The organism is Sorangium sp. So ce145 (genome assembly GCF_051525985.1).
Classification (GTDB): Bacteria; Myxococcota_A; Polyangia; order Polyangiales; family Polyangiaceae; genus Sorangium; species Sorangium cellulosum_B.
Genome location: NZ_CP150315.1, coordinates 12,394,983 through 12,408,934 on the forward strand (window position 1 = coordinate 12,394,983; position 13,952 = coordinate 12,408,934).

Sequence of the window (13,952 nt, forward strand, 5' to 3'; positions counted from 1 at the left end):
AGGCGGGAGCCCGGGCGATCAGACGTCGAGCTCGCCGTCGGTCATGAACCAGCTCTCCGCGTCGAGCAGCACGCGCCGCAGCTCGTCGGGGAAGGCGGGATCGAGGTGGACGATGAGCCACCGCGAGCCGACGTTCGGCGGGTGGGGGCGGGAGAAGAACCCGAGCGCCCGCAGGCGGGCGCTGAGCGAAGGGGGCGTCACGAGGAGCATGCCCACGGAGACGTGCCCCTCTCGCCGCATCGCCTGGCAGAACTCGAGCAGCAGGGCGTCGAACGTGGGGCCGTTGTCCTCGCAGAACAGGTCGCAGAGCTCGACCTTGTTGTTCCGCACCGAGTAGACGGCGTAGCCGAGCAGCCGCCCGTCATGCCTGTCGAGCATGCAGAAGAAGCGGTATCGGACGTCGCCGAGCTGCGCATAGCGCCAGTTCAGGAACCGGGCGCTCCGCTCGCCGGCGACCGGCCAGGGCTTCGCCCGCGACCACAGCCCGTCGAAGCGGTGATCGGCGGCGTCCACGAGCTCGGTGCGCACGCGGCTCCCCTTCGCGAGCAGCGCGGCGGTGTCCCGGAGCGCCATCGAGGCGTCGAGGGCGCTGCCCGCGGCCCGGACCAGGAGGTTGTCCGGCTTCACCGTCGCCCGCTGGACGGCGCGCTCCGCCGCGGTCGACAGCGCCTGCGCGAGCGGGGCGGGCGGGGCGCCCGGCTCCGCCGCCTCCCAGAGCGCGCGCCAGCGAGGGTGGGGGACCGCCGACGCGGCCCGCTCGGCGACCCGCTGCACCACCGCGCTCACGGTGCTCCGCTGCTCGCCTGCCGACGAGGCCGCGAGCTCGTTCAGCTTGTACGCGGCCATGAGGGGCCGGACCCAGATGATGGAATCGGCGATCTTCTTGTAGCCGGCGCGCTGGAAGATCGGGAATGAGGCCTTGTTGGGGAAGCCGAACACGAAATCGACCCCGGCGTCGCGGCAGCCCCTCGCGAGCTCTCGCTGGATGCTCATGGCGGCCCCCGCGATGCGGTGCGCCTTGGTCACGCCGAAGTCGCCGAGGACGCCGGCCTTGAGCTTGCGCCCGTCGACGACCAGGTCGCGCGGGTAGAACGAGCCGCTCCCGATGATCTCCCGCTCCGGTCCGTGAAAGCCCATCCAGGTCCGCGGGGGGCCGGCCGGGTTCTGCTCCTGGAACCAGCGCATCCGCCGCTCCACGAGCTCCTGCGACACCTCGCCGTGGGCGAGGTTCTCTTTCCAGAGCTGCGCGAGGACGTCCCTGTGCTCTTCCGGCTGGACGCGGGCGGCGCTGTAGACCTTCTCCATGGCTTTCCGGTGCGCTCTCCTGGCGCGGCAGAGCGGCGCGCCGCGCCCGTCATGGCCGAAGGCGGCGAGGGCGTCAATCGCGCCTGGCGGCGCGGCGAGGCGTTCCGCGCTGGGCACAGCGACGCCCGCGCGGCGAAGGCGTCATCGCGGAACCGGAGTACACTCGCGCGATGTCTCGCCGCGCCATCGCCGCCGTCGCCTGGCTCTCGTTGCTGTTCGTCCTGGCTTGCAGCTCCGCGCTGCCGCCGCCCCCTCCAGACGCTTCGCAGGCGAAGAGCAGCGGCGCCCCAGCGCGGCAGCCGGGCCCAGCCGCTGATCCGGGTGCGACGCTCGATGACGAGGTGATGGTCGCGGACGGCGACCCCGGTCCTGTGCCGGTGACCCGCGCGGACCCGGCGCGCGGCAGCCGGCTCGCGCCCGTGACGATCGTCGTGTTCTCCGACTTCGAGTGCCCCTTCTGCAAGCACCTGGGCGGCACGCTGCGGCAGCTGGAGCAGCGGTACGGCGCGGAGCGGCTGCGGGTCGTGTGGAAGAACTTCCCGCTCGCCTTCCACAAGCAGGCTCGGCCGACCGCCGAGGCCGCGATGGCGGTGTTCGCGCACGCGGGTCCCAGGGCCTTCTGGGCGTTTCACGACGCCATCTTCACGGCCGACGAGCGGCTCTCGCCGGAGGTCCAGGCCACCGCGCTCCGGCGGGCCGGCGTGACCCCCGGCCAGATCCCGCAGCTCGTCCAGCAGAGCGGGGCGGCGCAGAAGGTCGCCGCGGACATGGCGCTCGCCGGGCGGCTCGGCGTGAACGGCACGCCGGCGTCGTTCATCAACGGCGTCCTCCTCGTCGGCGCGCAGCCGGCGGAGCGGTTCGCCGAGATCATCGACGCGCAGCTCGCCGCGGCGCAGGCGCTCCGCGCCGAGGGGACGCCGCCGGAGAAGATCTACGCGGCGCTCGCGAAGAAGAACTTCGCTCCTCCTGCCGAGGAGCACGACGACGCCGATGATGAAGAGAGCGACGGCGGCGTTGTGCACCTCGTGCCCGTCGGGGACTCGCCCGTGCGCGGCGCGGACACGGCGCTCGTCACGATGGTGCTGTTCAGCGACTATCAGTGTCCGTTCTGCAGGCGGGTCACGCCGACGGTCGAGAAGCTCAGGGCGCAGTACGGCGACAAGCTGCGCGTCGTCTGGAAGGACCACCCGCTCCCGTTCCACCCCCGGGCCGAGCCCGCTGCAGAGCTCGCGCGCGAGGCCCGCGCCCAGAAGGGAAACGACGCCTTCTGGCAGGCCAACGATCGCCTCCTCGCCGGCGAAGCCGCCCTCGACGACGCCGCCCTCGAGGCCGTCGCCGCGGACCTCCGGCTGAACGTCGCCGCGGTGAAGCGCGCCGTCGCCTCGCACAAGCACGCCGCCAAGATCGAGGCCGACGTGGATCTCGCCGACGATCTCGGCGCCCAGGGGACCCCGCACTTCTTCATCAATGGCCGCAGCCTCGTCGGCGCGCAGCCGATCGAGAAGTTCCAGGCGATCATCGACGAGGAGATCGCCAAGGCGGAGGCGATGGTCGTGGCCGGGACGCCGCGCGCGAAGGTGTACGAGGCCATCCAGAAGCAGGCGGTCCCGCCGGCGCCGCCGCCGAAGGTGTCCGTGCCGCCGGCGCCCAAGGGCCACCCCAGCAAGGGCGCGGCCGCGGGCAAGGTGGTCATCCAGGCGTTCTCCGACTTCCAGTGCCCTTTTTGCGCGCGCGCCGCCGCCACGATGGACGAGCTCATCAAGGCGTTCCCGGGCAAGGTCCGTGTCGTCTACCGCCACCTGCCGCTTCCCTTCCACCCGGAGGCGCAGCTGGCCGCCGAAGCGGCCATGGAAGCGCTCGCGCAGAAAGGGCCGGCCGGCTTCTGGAAGATGCACGACCTGCTCTTCAAGGTGAGCGACGCCTCGAACCTCGACCGCGCGGCCCTGGAGCAGCACGCCGCGAGCCTCGGGCTCGACGCGGCGCGCTTCGCAAAGGCGCTCGACGAGCACACCCATCGCGCCGCGGTCGAGGCCGACGCGCAGGCCGCGCGGAGCGCCGGCATCACCGGGACTCCCGGGTTCGTGATCAACGGTTACCTGGTCAGCGGAGCCCAGCCGCTCGCGAAATTCAAGAAGGTAGTTCGGCGCGCCCTCAGCGAAGCGAACTGAACACGACCTGAACACGCGCGACACCCGCGTCCCGGCGGCGCGCGCTCCGGCTCCGGGCTCCAGGACCTGCGCTCCGAGCGAGATCTGGCGCTCGGCTCACCATGTCCGTTTCCCGGGGCGCCTCCATCGATATCGCGCTTCGAGCTCGTGATAGCCTGTCGCAATGCCCAAACCGCGCGGTCGAGGGACATCGGCCGAACCCAGGCGCACCGTCAAGGTATCGAGCGGATCCGCGCGCGCGCGGCGTCATGGCAAGGCGGGCGAGCGCGCGGGCGCGAAGGCGGGCCCGCCGGCCGCGCTGCGCGACGGGCAGGAGCGGGCGCCCGCGAGCTCGCGCGCCAGGCCCAGGAAGGCGAAGGGCGCGACCTCGCTCGTGGAGGCCGCCGTCGCGAAGCGACCGGCAGCGCCGGGCAAGCGCGCGGCGGCCGAGCCACCGGCGGCGCCGAGGATGCGCGCCGCGAGGGCGCGCGCCGGCGAGCAGGCCAGCGCCGCGCCGCCGAAGCGCCGACCCCGGAACGCGAAGGCGAAGAGCGGAGCGGACGACGCGGAGTTCTCGCCGCCCCGGCCGCCTGAGCTCGACTGGGACGACACGCCGTCCGAGGGCGCCGAGGAGGCCCTCGCCCAGCGCTGGGCGGCGCGGGGGGAGGAGCTCTTCCAGCAGCTCGAAGGTCACGGCGCCGCGCTCCACGAGTACCGCGCCGATCTCAAGGAGGGGCGCTTCGTCTGGATCGCGCCGAGCGGGCGCGTGTCCGCCGAGGCGAGCGCGCGCCTCCTGTGCAGCTGGTCGTGCGCGACCTCGGTCCTGATCATGGCGTGGGCCGACCCGCTCGCCAGCGGCGCCGGGATCGCGCGCATCGACGGGATGCCCGCGGAGCAGGACGGCATCGACGAGCAAGGCGCCTGGCAGATCGCGATGAGGGCGGCCGACGCCTGCGACGCCGCCTACCTCTATCGCGTGTCCTCGCCGCAGGCCTGGTACTTCCTTGCGCTCGACGGGCTGACGTTCTCACCGAAGCGCACCTCGTTCCATCCGGGCGCGCCGGTCTGCCTCGTGCTGCGCGCCATCGGCGAGGTGCGCGAGGCGATCGCGTCCCGCGCCGAGCCCGCCGACGTCGTGCGCGACAGGATCTCGGCGCTCAGCGACTCGCTGTTCCACCAGGCCAGATATGCCTATCGCGACACCGATTGGGTCGCGCGCCTCGATCGGACCGGCTCGTGCCTCTCGCACCTCGCGAAGCGCATCCCACGCGCGGGCTTCAGCGCGATCGCCGCGGGCCAGCGCATCGACGAGTGGCTCGAGCGCGAGCTCGCGGTCGAGCTGATCAACGCGCTCTCGCTGATCGAGGACGAGTGGAGCCTGTTCGGTTGATGGAGCGCTGACGGGCGCGGCCTTGCCCGTATCGCGGTCGACCCCCGCCCCTCCTCGCGTCGCGCGCGGCCGAGCCCGCGCCGCGCGCACCTCGCGGCACCGCTCTTGAAGGGTCTCAGGAGCGGACGTGAGGGGAGGGGGCGATGGGGCGAGCGAAGCTGTTCGAGGATCGGAGGGACGCCGGGCGCAGGCTCGCGCAGCTGCTCTCGGGGTACAGGAGCGAGGCGCCGCTCGTGCTCGCCCTGCCGCGCGGCGGCGTCGAGGTGGGCTACGAGGTGGCGCGCGCGCTGGGCGCGCCGCTCGATGTGTGGATCGTGCGCAAGCTCGGCGCACCCGGGCAGCCGGAGCTCGGCGTGGGCGCGATCGCCGAGGGGGGCGAGGTGTACATCGATCGGGGCCTCGTCGGGCTGCTGGGGATCTCCGAGGCGGAGCTCGCCGAGATCGCGGAGCAGCAGGCCGCCGAGGTGGAGCGCGGGGTGCGCCGGTACCGGGGCGACAGGCCGATGCCCCGCGTCGAGGGGCGGACGGTGATCGTCGTGGACGACGGCATCGCGACCGGCGGGACCGTGCGGGCCGCGCTGCGCGACCTGCGCAAGCGCTCGCCGAGGCGGCTCGTGCTCGCCGTGCCGGTCGCCGCGCCGTCGAGCCTGTCGTCGCTCAGCCGCGAGGTCGACGGCGTCGCTTGCATCGAGGAGGACCCGGGCCTCCAGGCGATCGGCGCCTACTACGAGGATTTCTCGCAGACGTCGGACGACGTCGTCGCCACGCTGCTCGCCGAGGCGCGGCGCGAGGTCCCGAGAGCGGAAGGGGCGGAGCGGCCCCTCTTCGTCGAGGCAGGGACGGCGGCGCTGCCCGGGGACCTCGCGATCCCGGAGAGGGCGGGCGGCCTCGTGATCTTCGCGCACGGCAGCGGCAGCAGCCGCAGGAGCCCTCGCAACCGCTCGGTCGCGGAGGCGCTCTGGAGGTGGGGGCTGGCCACGCTGCTCTTCGACCTGCTCACCGACGAGGAGGAGGCGGAAGATCGCCGGAGCGCCCACCTCCGCTTCGACGTCGATCTGCTCGCGCGGCGGCTGCTCGGGGCGACGGACTGGGCGCTCGCGCGCCCCGAGCTCCGTCACCTCGCGGTCGGCTACTTCGGCGCGAGCACCGGCGCGGCGGCCGCGCTCATCGCCGCGGCGGCGCGGCCGCGCGTCGTGGGCGCCGTCGTGTCGCGCGGCGGCAGGCCCGACCTCGCGGGCGCGGCCCTGGCGATGGTGCGCGCGCCGACGCTGCTCATCGTGGGCAGCGCGGACACCGAGGTGCTGGCGCTGAACCAGGCCGCCCTCGAGGACCTCGCGGGCCCGCGCCGCCTCGCCGTCGTGCCTTCCGCGACGCACCTGTTCGAGGAGCCGGGCGCGCTCGCGGCGGTCGCCCGGCTCGCCGGCGAGTGGTTCGCGCAGCACCTGATCGCGCGAGGAGCCGAGGCGAGGGCGTGACGCGCCGGCCGGCGGCCCGCGCAGGCCGAGGCGAGCGCGCCGCCGGCCGCCGCCCGGCGCGAGCGCTGGCCGGTGCGGCGCCTACCTGGAGAGCCAGACCGTGTACGCGTGCGGCATGAACGGCGCGTCGTCGGGATCGAAGGGGAGGCTCCGGATCATGCTCCCCGCGTTGACGCCCACGACGAGCAGCCCCGAGAGCCCGTCGAGCCCCACCACCGTGCGCTGCGCGCGGCTGCTGCCGAAGACGCCGGCCACGTCGACGCGGCCGGCCTCGGCGCCCTGCGCGTCGACCTTCACGATCGCCCAGCGGAACAGCGCGGGCAGCTCCCAGTCGGCCACGAAGGTGATCTCGGCCGTCCTGAGATCCGGCCGGGCGGCCGCGTTCTCCGCCGAGAGATCGAGCCAGAGGTACGTCGCGCCGGTCGGCTCGATCGGGCGCAGGGGCGCGACCCGCCGCGGGAGCGTGGCGTAGGGCAGCGACCACTCGAAGCGAACCCGGCCGAAATCGCCGAAGCGCGCGGCGTCGGAGAGGTGCGCGCCGTCGCTGCGGCTGCCCAGGAACGCTCGCGCGATGGCGAACTCGAGGAGCAGATCGTCGAGGTCCTCGCCGCGGGATCGCAGCGACGCCCGGAGCGCGTCGAAGGTGTCGGGCTCGGCGTGGAAGCGCGCCGCGCCCGCGGGCGTGGACTGCGCCGCGATCGCGAGCAGCGACGTCGCGACCTGCGCCGGCGTCCCGGTGCCGTACGCGTCGTCGAGGTACCACGGAAAGAGCAGGCCGCCGTCGAGCGCGCCGAGCGCCGCGCCGGTGAGCGCCCGCTCGGGCGCCCGCTGGAAGGCGTCGACCGCGGCGAGCTCCTCGGCCGCGCAGGGCGCCGCGATGGCGGCGAGGTAGCTCGCCGTCATGGCGATCGCGCCCTCCTCCGCCCCGGCGTCGAGGCGCATCGCGACGGCGGCTCCGAGCGCGTAGGCCGCGTCGGACGCGCTCGCGCACCCGCCGCGCCCCGGCGCTGCGACGATGGCGAACGCGCTCGCGGCGTCGAACCGCTCCCCGAGCGCCCGCAGGTCGTACCCCACGCGCGTCGGGCCGCGGCGCGGGCCGCGCTCCAGGTAGAGATCGTACGCTGGGCCGCCGCCCCGCGCGCCATCGGGGAGCGGGCGCGGCAGACCGAGCGCGTCGTAGGCCCGCATCGCGGCCTCCAGGTGGGTGAGGCTCTCGAGGAGGGCGGCGCCGGGGACGTCCGCGGGCGCGTGCACGCAGACGGGCAGCGTGAAGGAGCAGGCGCGTCGTTGAACGTCGCGCTCGCCCGGGCGCTGCACCGGCGAGACCACGGGTCGGCCCTGAGCCGGCGGGGCGGCGGCCGCCGAGGCGCCGTCGTCCGAGGGCGCCCCGGCCTGCGCGCTCGCGACGGGCGAGGGCGGCTTGGCCGGCGGCGCGTCCGGCGCGCGCGCCGCTGCCGCTGGGGGGCCGCCGAGGGCCGCGCCCAGGGCGAGGACCAACAGCGCCCAGGGCGCCGTGCGTCGCGGCGCGGGCGCTCGCCTTGGTCGCGCGGCTGGGGCGCGTGTGGGGAACGGTCTCATGGGGAGCGCACCTGGTATCCGGAGATCCGCCGGCGAGTCTGCCCCGGCGGCTTCGCGCTAGCTCATCGCACGAGCGACCGCCCTTGCCCATGCTCGCCAGCGTCGATCCTGCGCCCCCGCCGGCCCGCGCCGGGAGGGCCCCGGCGGCGGCGTGGCTCATCTCGCTCCAGAGCGGGAATCCGGGGGTGTCTGGAGCACGATCTCACCGAATCGAACTCCTGGTATCCTGTCCGCCCCTCGCCCGCCTCCCGGGCGGGGGCGAAAGCCCAGGACGATTCAATGACCCATCCGCTCCACGACATCTTGCTCCCCGACAGCCGACACGACTTCTTCCCCGTGGTGATCGAGATCCCGAAAGGATCGAAGTGCAAGTATGAGCTCGACAAGAAGACCGGGCTCTTGATGCTCGACCGCGTGCTCTACTCGTCAGTGCACTACCCGGCCAATTACGGCTTCATCCCGCAGACGCACGCGGGCGACGGCGACCCGCTCGACGTCCTCGTCCTCATGCAAGAGCCGGTCGTGCCGCTCACGATCGTGAGGGCGCGCGCCATCGGCGGCTTCTTCATGCGCGACGACAAGGGGGTCGACGACAAGATCATCGCTGTCGCCGTCGACGACCCCTCCGTGGCCCATTACCTGACCCACGAGGAGCTGCCGCCGCACGTGACCAAGGAGCTCATGCGGTTCTTCATCGACTACAAGACGCTCGAGAACAAGCTCGCAGAGGTAGATACGATGTACGACAGGAACCGCGCCCTGGAGGTCATCGAGGAGTCCGTCGCGAGCTATCGCTCGATCAGCGCCTGGTCCAAGGGCTGACGCGGCTGGCCCTGGGGGCCCGGTTGCAGCGGCGCACGGATGGATCGCGGAAGCGGTGGATCGCCCTTCCTGGACCCCTCGGCGTCCACCCCTCGCAACCTTCGAAAAAATCCAGAAACCGGGCATGGAGGCGCGAGGTAACCCCGCGAGAACACTCGGCACGAGGGTTGCTTAACCGCTTCCTGTGGATCGCTTCTCGACGCTCATGGACGACGAAGACCTTGCCCAGCGGCTCGCCCAGAGCCCTGAGGTCGAAACGCGCCTGGCGATCCAGCGGCTCCGGTTCGACCTCGGATCCGGTGGGAGGTCGAGCTCTCTGGCGTGGCGGGTGACACCGTGAGTCGGCTCAACGCGGAGCGTCGAACTCGACGTCGCCCCGGGGAGAGCCACCAAGGGCGCACCATGACGCATGCAGGCGATCGGGCAGGGCAAAGACGCTGAAAGCGACGCTGAAAACGATTCGAACGCGGCCAACGCAATCAACGCAAACAACACAAATGACGCGGACGACGCGGACGATTCGGTGACAGGCCATTGAAGCGCGCGGGTATGCGCATGGATTATCGAGGCGACACCGCTTGATCGGGGCTTGACAACATGAGAGACATCAGCTTTTCTCAAGCAATGATGAGCACGCTTAATAGCTTAGTTTCGGCGAAAGCGTGTCGCCGCTACTCCGCAGTGGCGCTTCTCCTCGCCGGCCCGCTCGGTTGCCTGGGCAACCTCGGCAATCCCGACGGGACGCCCTCCGAGACCAGTAGCAGCGGCAACGGCAGCGGCAGCGGCAGCAGCGGCAGCAGCAGCGGCGGCGACGCTGGCGGCCCGCCGATCGGCGACCCGCCGGAGGTGCACACGGAGATCCCGGAGGTGTCGCACTGCGAGGTCGCGGACAAGAGCACCCCGGGCCCGCGCGTGGTGCGTCGCCTGACGGTGGATCAATTCGAGGCCACTGTCCGCGACCTCTTCAAGGACCAGTCCGTCGCCCTCCCGAGCATCTTCAACGACCCGCAGGTGCTCGGGTTCTCGGCCGACGCGAACGCGCTGGTGATCCGCGACCTGACGGCCCAGCAGATCATGGACTGGGCCGAGACGACCGCCGACTGGGCGGTGACGAACAAGCTCTCCAGCATCACCACGACGACGTGCAGGACCCTGGACGCGAGCTGCCGGACCGAGTTCATCCGCGACTTCGGCCGCCGCGCGTTCCGCGACAAGCTCACGGACGAGCGCGTCGCGTCCTACGACGCGCTGTTCGGGGCGGAGAAGTCGTTCGAGGACGGCGCCAAGGTGGTCGTGGGCGCCATGCTGCAGTCGCCGTACTTCCTCTATCGCCACGAGATCGGGACCGAGGCGAACGGCTCGGGCGTCTACGAGCTCACCCCGCACGAGATCGCGAGCAACCTCTCGTACTTGCTGACCGGGACCATGCCGGACGAGGCGCTGCTGCAGGCCGCCGACGCGGCCGCCGCCCAGGGCGCCAACCTGACCAGCGAGCAGATCGCCCAGCACGCGCTGCGCCTGCTGGAGGACTCGGCGACAAGGCCGCTCGCCGAGAAGGAGATGATGCGGTTCATGCGCGGCTGGCTCCAGCTGAACCGCCTCGTCACCGCGGTGAAGGACAACACGCTCTTCGATCTCACGGACGCCATGCGCAAGGACATGATGGCCGAGACGCAGGCGCTCGTCGTGGACACCGCGTTCAACCAGAACGGCACGTTCGCCAACCTCCTGCAGGCGGACTACACGTTCATCAACGCCAGCCTGGGTGCGCACTACGGCATCAACGGCGCCGGGGGCACCGAGCTGACGAAGGTGACGCTCACCCCGGGGCAGCGCGACGGGGGCATCCTGGCCCACGGCAGCTTCCTGACGGGGCATGGCAGCGCGAAGCTGTCCTCGCCGACCCAGCGCGGCAAGATGGTCCGCACGCGGCTCCTCTGCCAGCCGCTCGAGCCCCCGCCGCCCGGCGTGGATCCGAACGTCAAGCCCCTGGAGACCCCGGCGACCACGCGCGAGATGGTCGAGCAGCACACGAAGGCGGAGTACTGCGCGGGTTGCCACAAGTTCACCGACAAGATCGGCGTCGGCTTCGAGCACTACGACACGTTCGGCCGGTGGCGGAACGACGAGAACGGGATCCCCGTCGACGTGACCGGCACGGTCGTCGAGCCGCCCACCGGAGAAGACTACAATTTCAGCGGCGTGACCGAGCTGGCCGACTACCTCGCGGCGAGCGAGGACGTCAAGGCGTGCATGGTCCGTTACTGGTCGTACTACGCGTTCGGCGGCACCTGGGAGCAGGACGGCTGCACGTACGAGAAGGTCCAGGAGGAGGCCGCGACGGACGAGTTCCGCCTCAAGAGCGTGTGGCTCGCGCTGACGCGCGCGCCGCACTTCACCCGCAGAGTTCAAGGTCCGTGACCCCACGGCTGCAACCCAAGAACAGATCGGTAGCAAGTGAAAGGATCGGTCATGCGCAGCCACAGTCGTAGGAAGTTTCTCAAGGGTGTCGGGGCCAGCCTGGGGGCCAGCCTTCTGTTCTCTCCCTTCTATGATTCCATCGCCAACGCGGCTCCCGGGAAGAAGCCGAAGCGGCTCCTGATCTTCTTCACCATGGGGACGGCCCCCTCGATCTGGAAGCCCAAGAGCGTCTCCGGCGAGACCCCCACGTTCAGCGAGTCCACCTCGCCGCTCGAGGAGGTGAAGGAGCACATCGTGATGCTGGACGGCCTCCCCAGCGGGAGCCCCAGCAACAACCACGGGTCCGCCGACGGCCTCACCGGGATGGGCTATTACAGCAACGGCCCCTACGGGCTGATCTCGGTCGACCAGTACATCGTCGAGAAGCTGAAGGGCAGCGGGCTGTCGACGCCCATCCCCTCGCTGCTGCTCGGCGCCGCCGTCGAGGGCGGCAAGACGGGGTTCTACAAGGGGACCAACCTGTCGCCCATCGGCTCCCCCACGTCCGCCTACTCGACCGTGTTCACGGGCTTCACGCCGTCCAACAACCAAGGCAACAACAACGACAACAGCGCCGCCGAGGCCCTGCTGAAGCGGCGCAAGAGCGTCCTCGACAACCTCACGAAAGAGGTCACGTCGCTCAAGGGAAACCTGGGGAAGGAGCAGCAGTACAAGCTGGATCTTCACCTCGAGTCGATCCGCCAGCTCGAGCAGCGGCTCTCGAACACCATGACCCCGGGAGGAGGCGGAGGAGGAGGGACGGGCGCCTGCTCCGTCCCGGGAACGCCCACCGGCGACATGAGCAATGGCTTGAAGGCCAACCTGCTTCATCTGGACATCATCGTCGGCGCGTTCGCGTGTGATATCACCCGCGTCGCCTCGATCCAGTGGGGCTCGGATCAGATGATGAACGCGAACCTGAGCGAGATCGGGCTCAGCGGTGAGGAGCATAACGGCATGATCCACACCGGCGCCCCTGCGCACCTCGACCTGATCAAGCTCGAGAAGTGGCTGCACCAGCAGTTCGTCGGCGTCATCAAGAAGCTGAAGGCGACGCCCGAGGCCGACGGCTCCGGGACGCTCCTCGACAACACGCTCGTCGCCTGGTGCCGTGACATGGGCGACGCGCCGAACCACACCCAGAACGAGATGAAGTTCGTCCTGGCGAGCGGCAACGGCGGCTATCTGAAGACGGCCCCCGGCGGCCGGTTCATCAAGAGCGGCGAGCGGCACGAGCGCGTGCTGCTCAGCCTGTGCGACGCGATGGGCGTCACGGACTTCTCCGGCTTCGGGGATCCGACTCTGGGCAGCAAGTCGCCGCTCCCCGGCATCGCCGCGACCTGACACCGAGGACGCGAGGCCGCTCGCCGCGACAGGTGCGCCCCCACGCACCTGTCGCGGCGAGCTCCGTTGGCGCGAGATCGGTAGCGTGAAAGGGTCGTTCATGCGCAGCCATCGTCGTAGAGATTTCCTCAAGGGGCTGGGGGCCAGCGTCGGGGCCGGCTTCTTGTTCAACCCATTCCTGGACTCCATCGCCGAGGCGGCGCCCGGCCGGAAGCCCAAGCGGCTCCTCTTGTTCTGCACGATGGGGACCGCGCCATCGATCTGGAAGCCCACGAGCGTCTCGGGCGAGACCCCCACGTTCAGCGAGTCGACGTCGCCGCTCGCTGACGTGAAGCAGCACGTCGTGCTCGTGGACGGCCTTCCCACCGGGAACCCGGGGAACAACCACGGCGCGCCCGACGCCCTCACGGGGCTCGGCTTCAGCGACCCCGCCAAGCTGATCTCCGTCGACCAGTTCATCGCGGACAAGCTGATCGCCGCCGGCACGAAGACGCAGATCCCCTCGCTCTTGCTGGGGGCCGAGAGCACGGTGAGCGGCGGGAGATCGCCGTATTATCGCAAGGACAACCTGCCGGGCATCGCCTCTCCGACGTCCGCCTACTCCACCCTGTTCGGCTCGGCGATCCCGTCGAACACGTCGTCAGACGATCTCTTGCGCCGTCGCAAGAGCGTCCTCGATCACCTGAAGAACGAGATCAAGGCGCTCGAGGGGAACCTCGGCTCCGAGCAGAAGTACAAGCTGGAGCTGCACATCGACTCGATCCGGCAGATCGAGGAGCGGCTGTCCAACGCGTCGTCCGGCCAGACCGGCGGCTGCAGCGTGCCGACGAAGCCCGCCACCGATCCGGCCAACCCGCTCCAGGCCAACCTGCTCCACATGGATCTCCTCGTCGGCGCGTTCGCGTGCGACATCACCCGCGTCGGCGCGATCCAGTGGGGCTCGGATCAGGCCATGAACGTCGATCTCCCGGACATCGGGCTGAAGGGCGACGAGCACGGCGCCATGATCCACACCGGCGCACCGGCGCACCTCGACCTGATCAAGCTGGAGAAGTGGCTGTCGCAGCGGTTCGTCGACCTCATCAACAAGCTGAAGGCGATCCCGGAGGCCGACGGCTCCGGGACGCTCTTCGACAACACGCTGATCGCGTGGTGCCGCGACATGGGCGACTCGCCGAACCACAACCAGAACGAGATGAAGTTCGTCCTGGCGAGCGGCGAGGGCGGCTATCTGAAGACGGCCCCTGGCGGCCGGTACATCAAGAGCGGCGAGCGGCACGAGCGCGTGCTGCTCAGCCTGTGCGACGCGATGGGCGTCACGGACTTCTCCGGCTTCGGCGATCCGAACCTGCGGTCCAAGTCGCCGCTCCCAGGCCTTTCGGCCAGCTGAGGCGGCCGGCGCGCCGCTTCCCGGCGCGCTCCGGTTCCCCG

General features: G+C 71.2%; 10 protein-coding genes. 8 read left to right on the forward strand and 2 right to left on the reverse strand.

From position 1 onward, the window contains the following. Nucleotides 1-18: 18 nt before the first annotated feature. A complete protein-coding gene (locus WMF34_RS46165) occupies nucleotides 19-1,305 on the reverse strand; it encodes a GNAT family N-acetyltransferase (protein WP_437991804.1) in 1,287 nt (428 codons plus the stop codon). A 170-nt stretch (nucleotides 1,306-1,475) separates the two neighbouring features. Between WMF34_RS46165 and WMF34_RS46170 the strand changes: the two genes are divergently transcribed. From WMF34_RS46170 to WMF34_RS46180, 3 genes are all read left to right on the forward strand, one after another. Then, nucleotides 1,476-3,473 carry a DsbA family protein gene (locus WMF34_RS46170; protein ID WP_437991805.1) on the forward strand — a complete coding sequence of 666 codons (1,998 nt, stop codon included), beginning with the start codon at nucleotides 1,476-1,478 and terminating at the stop codon, nucleotides 3,471-3,473. A gap of 163 nt (nucleotides 3,474-3,636) precedes the next feature. Then, nucleotides 3,637-4,842, forward strand: a complete 1,206-nt coding sequence (locus WMF34_RS46175) for a hypothetical protein (protein WP_437991806.1) — start codon at nucleotides 3,637-3,639, stop codon at nucleotides 4,840-4,842. Nucleotides 4,843-4,985: 143 nt separating this feature from the next. After that, complete coding sequence (locus WMF34_RS46180; protein ID WP_437991807.1) at nucleotides 4,986-6,317, forward strand: phosphoribosyltransferase family protein; 1,332 nt, start codon at nucleotides 4,986-4,988, stop codon at nucleotides 6,315-6,317. Between the two features lie 81 nt (nucleotides 6,318-6,398). Here the strand turns inward: WMF34_RS46180 and WMF34_RS46185 are convergent, their stop codons facing one another. Next, on the reverse strand, nucleotides 6,399-7,814 hold the full coding sequence (locus tag WMF34_RS46185; RefSeq protein WP_437991808.1) for a hypothetical protein: 1,416 nt from the start codon (nucleotides 7,812-7,814) through the stop codon (nucleotides 6,399-6,401). Between the two features lie 360 nt (nucleotides 7,815-8,174). On the opposite strand from WMF34_RS46185, the gene WMF34_RS46190 reads away from it, so the two are divergent. The 5 genes from WMF34_RS46190 (at nucleotide 8,175) to WMF34_RS46210 (ending at nucleotide 13,911) form a co-directional block, all read left to right on the forward strand. Further along, nucleotides 8,175-8,717 (forward strand): inorganic diphosphatase, encoded by a 543-nt coding sequence (locus tag WMF34_RS46190; protein WP_012241655.1) that lies wholly within the window; start codon nucleotides 8,175-8,177, stop codon nucleotides 8,715-8,717. 409 nt (nucleotides 8,718-9,126) lie between these two features. Continuing rightward, a complete protein-coding gene (locus WMF34_RS46195) occupies nucleotides 9,127-9,255 on the forward strand; it encodes a hypothetical protein (RefSeq protein WP_269454222.1) in 129 nt (42 codons plus the stop codon). Nucleotides 9,256-9,398: 143 nt separating this feature from the next. After that, nucleotides 9,399-11,138, forward strand: coding sequence for a DUF1592 domain-containing protein (locus WMF34_RS46200; RefSeq protein ID WP_437991809.1), 1,740 nt, complete (start codon nucleotides 9,399-9,401; stop codon nucleotides 11,136-11,138). Nucleotides 11,139-11,189: 51 nt separating this feature from the next. Further along, complete coding sequence (locus WMF34_RS46205; RefSeq protein ID WP_437991810.1) at nucleotides 11,190-12,521, forward strand: DUF1552 domain-containing protein; 1,332 nt, start codon at nucleotides 11,190-11,192, stop codon at nucleotides 12,519-12,521. A gap of 100 nt (nucleotides 12,522-12,621) precedes the next feature. Then, complete coding sequence (locus WMF34_RS46210; RefSeq protein ID WP_012241658.1) at nucleotides 12,622-13,911, forward strand: DUF1552 domain-containing protein; 1,290 nt, start codon at nucleotides 12,622-12,624, stop codon at nucleotides 13,909-13,911. Nucleotides 13,912-13,952: the final 41 nt, after the last annotated feature.

Excerpts from the sequence above, each read along its gene's own strand:
- WMF34_RS46165 (WP_437991804.1), bottom strand. The coding sequence starts at position 1,305 with ATGGAGAAGGTCTACAGCGCCGCCCGCGTCCAGCCGGAAGAGCACAGG.
- WMF34_RS46170 (WP_437991805.1), top strand. The coding sequence starts at position 1,476 with ATGTCTCGCCGCGCCATCGCCGCCGTCGCCTGGCTCTCGTTGCTGTTC.
- WMF34_RS46175 (WP_437991806.1), top strand. The coding sequence starts at position 3,637 with ATGCCCAAACCGCGCGGTCGAGGGACATCGGCCGAACCCAGGCGCACC.
- WMF34_RS46180 (WP_437991807.1), top strand. The coding sequence starts at position 4,986 with ATGGGGCGAGCGAAGCTGTTCGAGGATCGGAGGGACGCCGGGCGCAGG.
- WMF34_RS46190 (WP_012241655.1), top strand. The coding sequence starts at position 8,175 with ATGACCCATCCGCTCCACGACATCTTGCTCCCCGACAGCCGACACGAC.
- WMF34_RS46195 (WP_269454222.1), top strand. The coding sequence starts at position 9,127 with ATGCAGGCGATCGGGCAGGGCAAAGACGCTGAAAGCGACGCTGAAAAC.
- WMF34_RS46205 (WP_437991810.1), top strand. The coding sequence starts at position 11,190 with ATGCGCAGCCACAGTCGTAGGAAGTTTCTCAAGGGTGTCGGGGCCAGC.
- WMF34_RS46210 (WP_012241658.1), top strand. The coding sequence starts at position 12,622 with ATGCGCAGCCATCGTCGTAGAGATTTCCTCAAGGGGCTGGGGGCCAGC.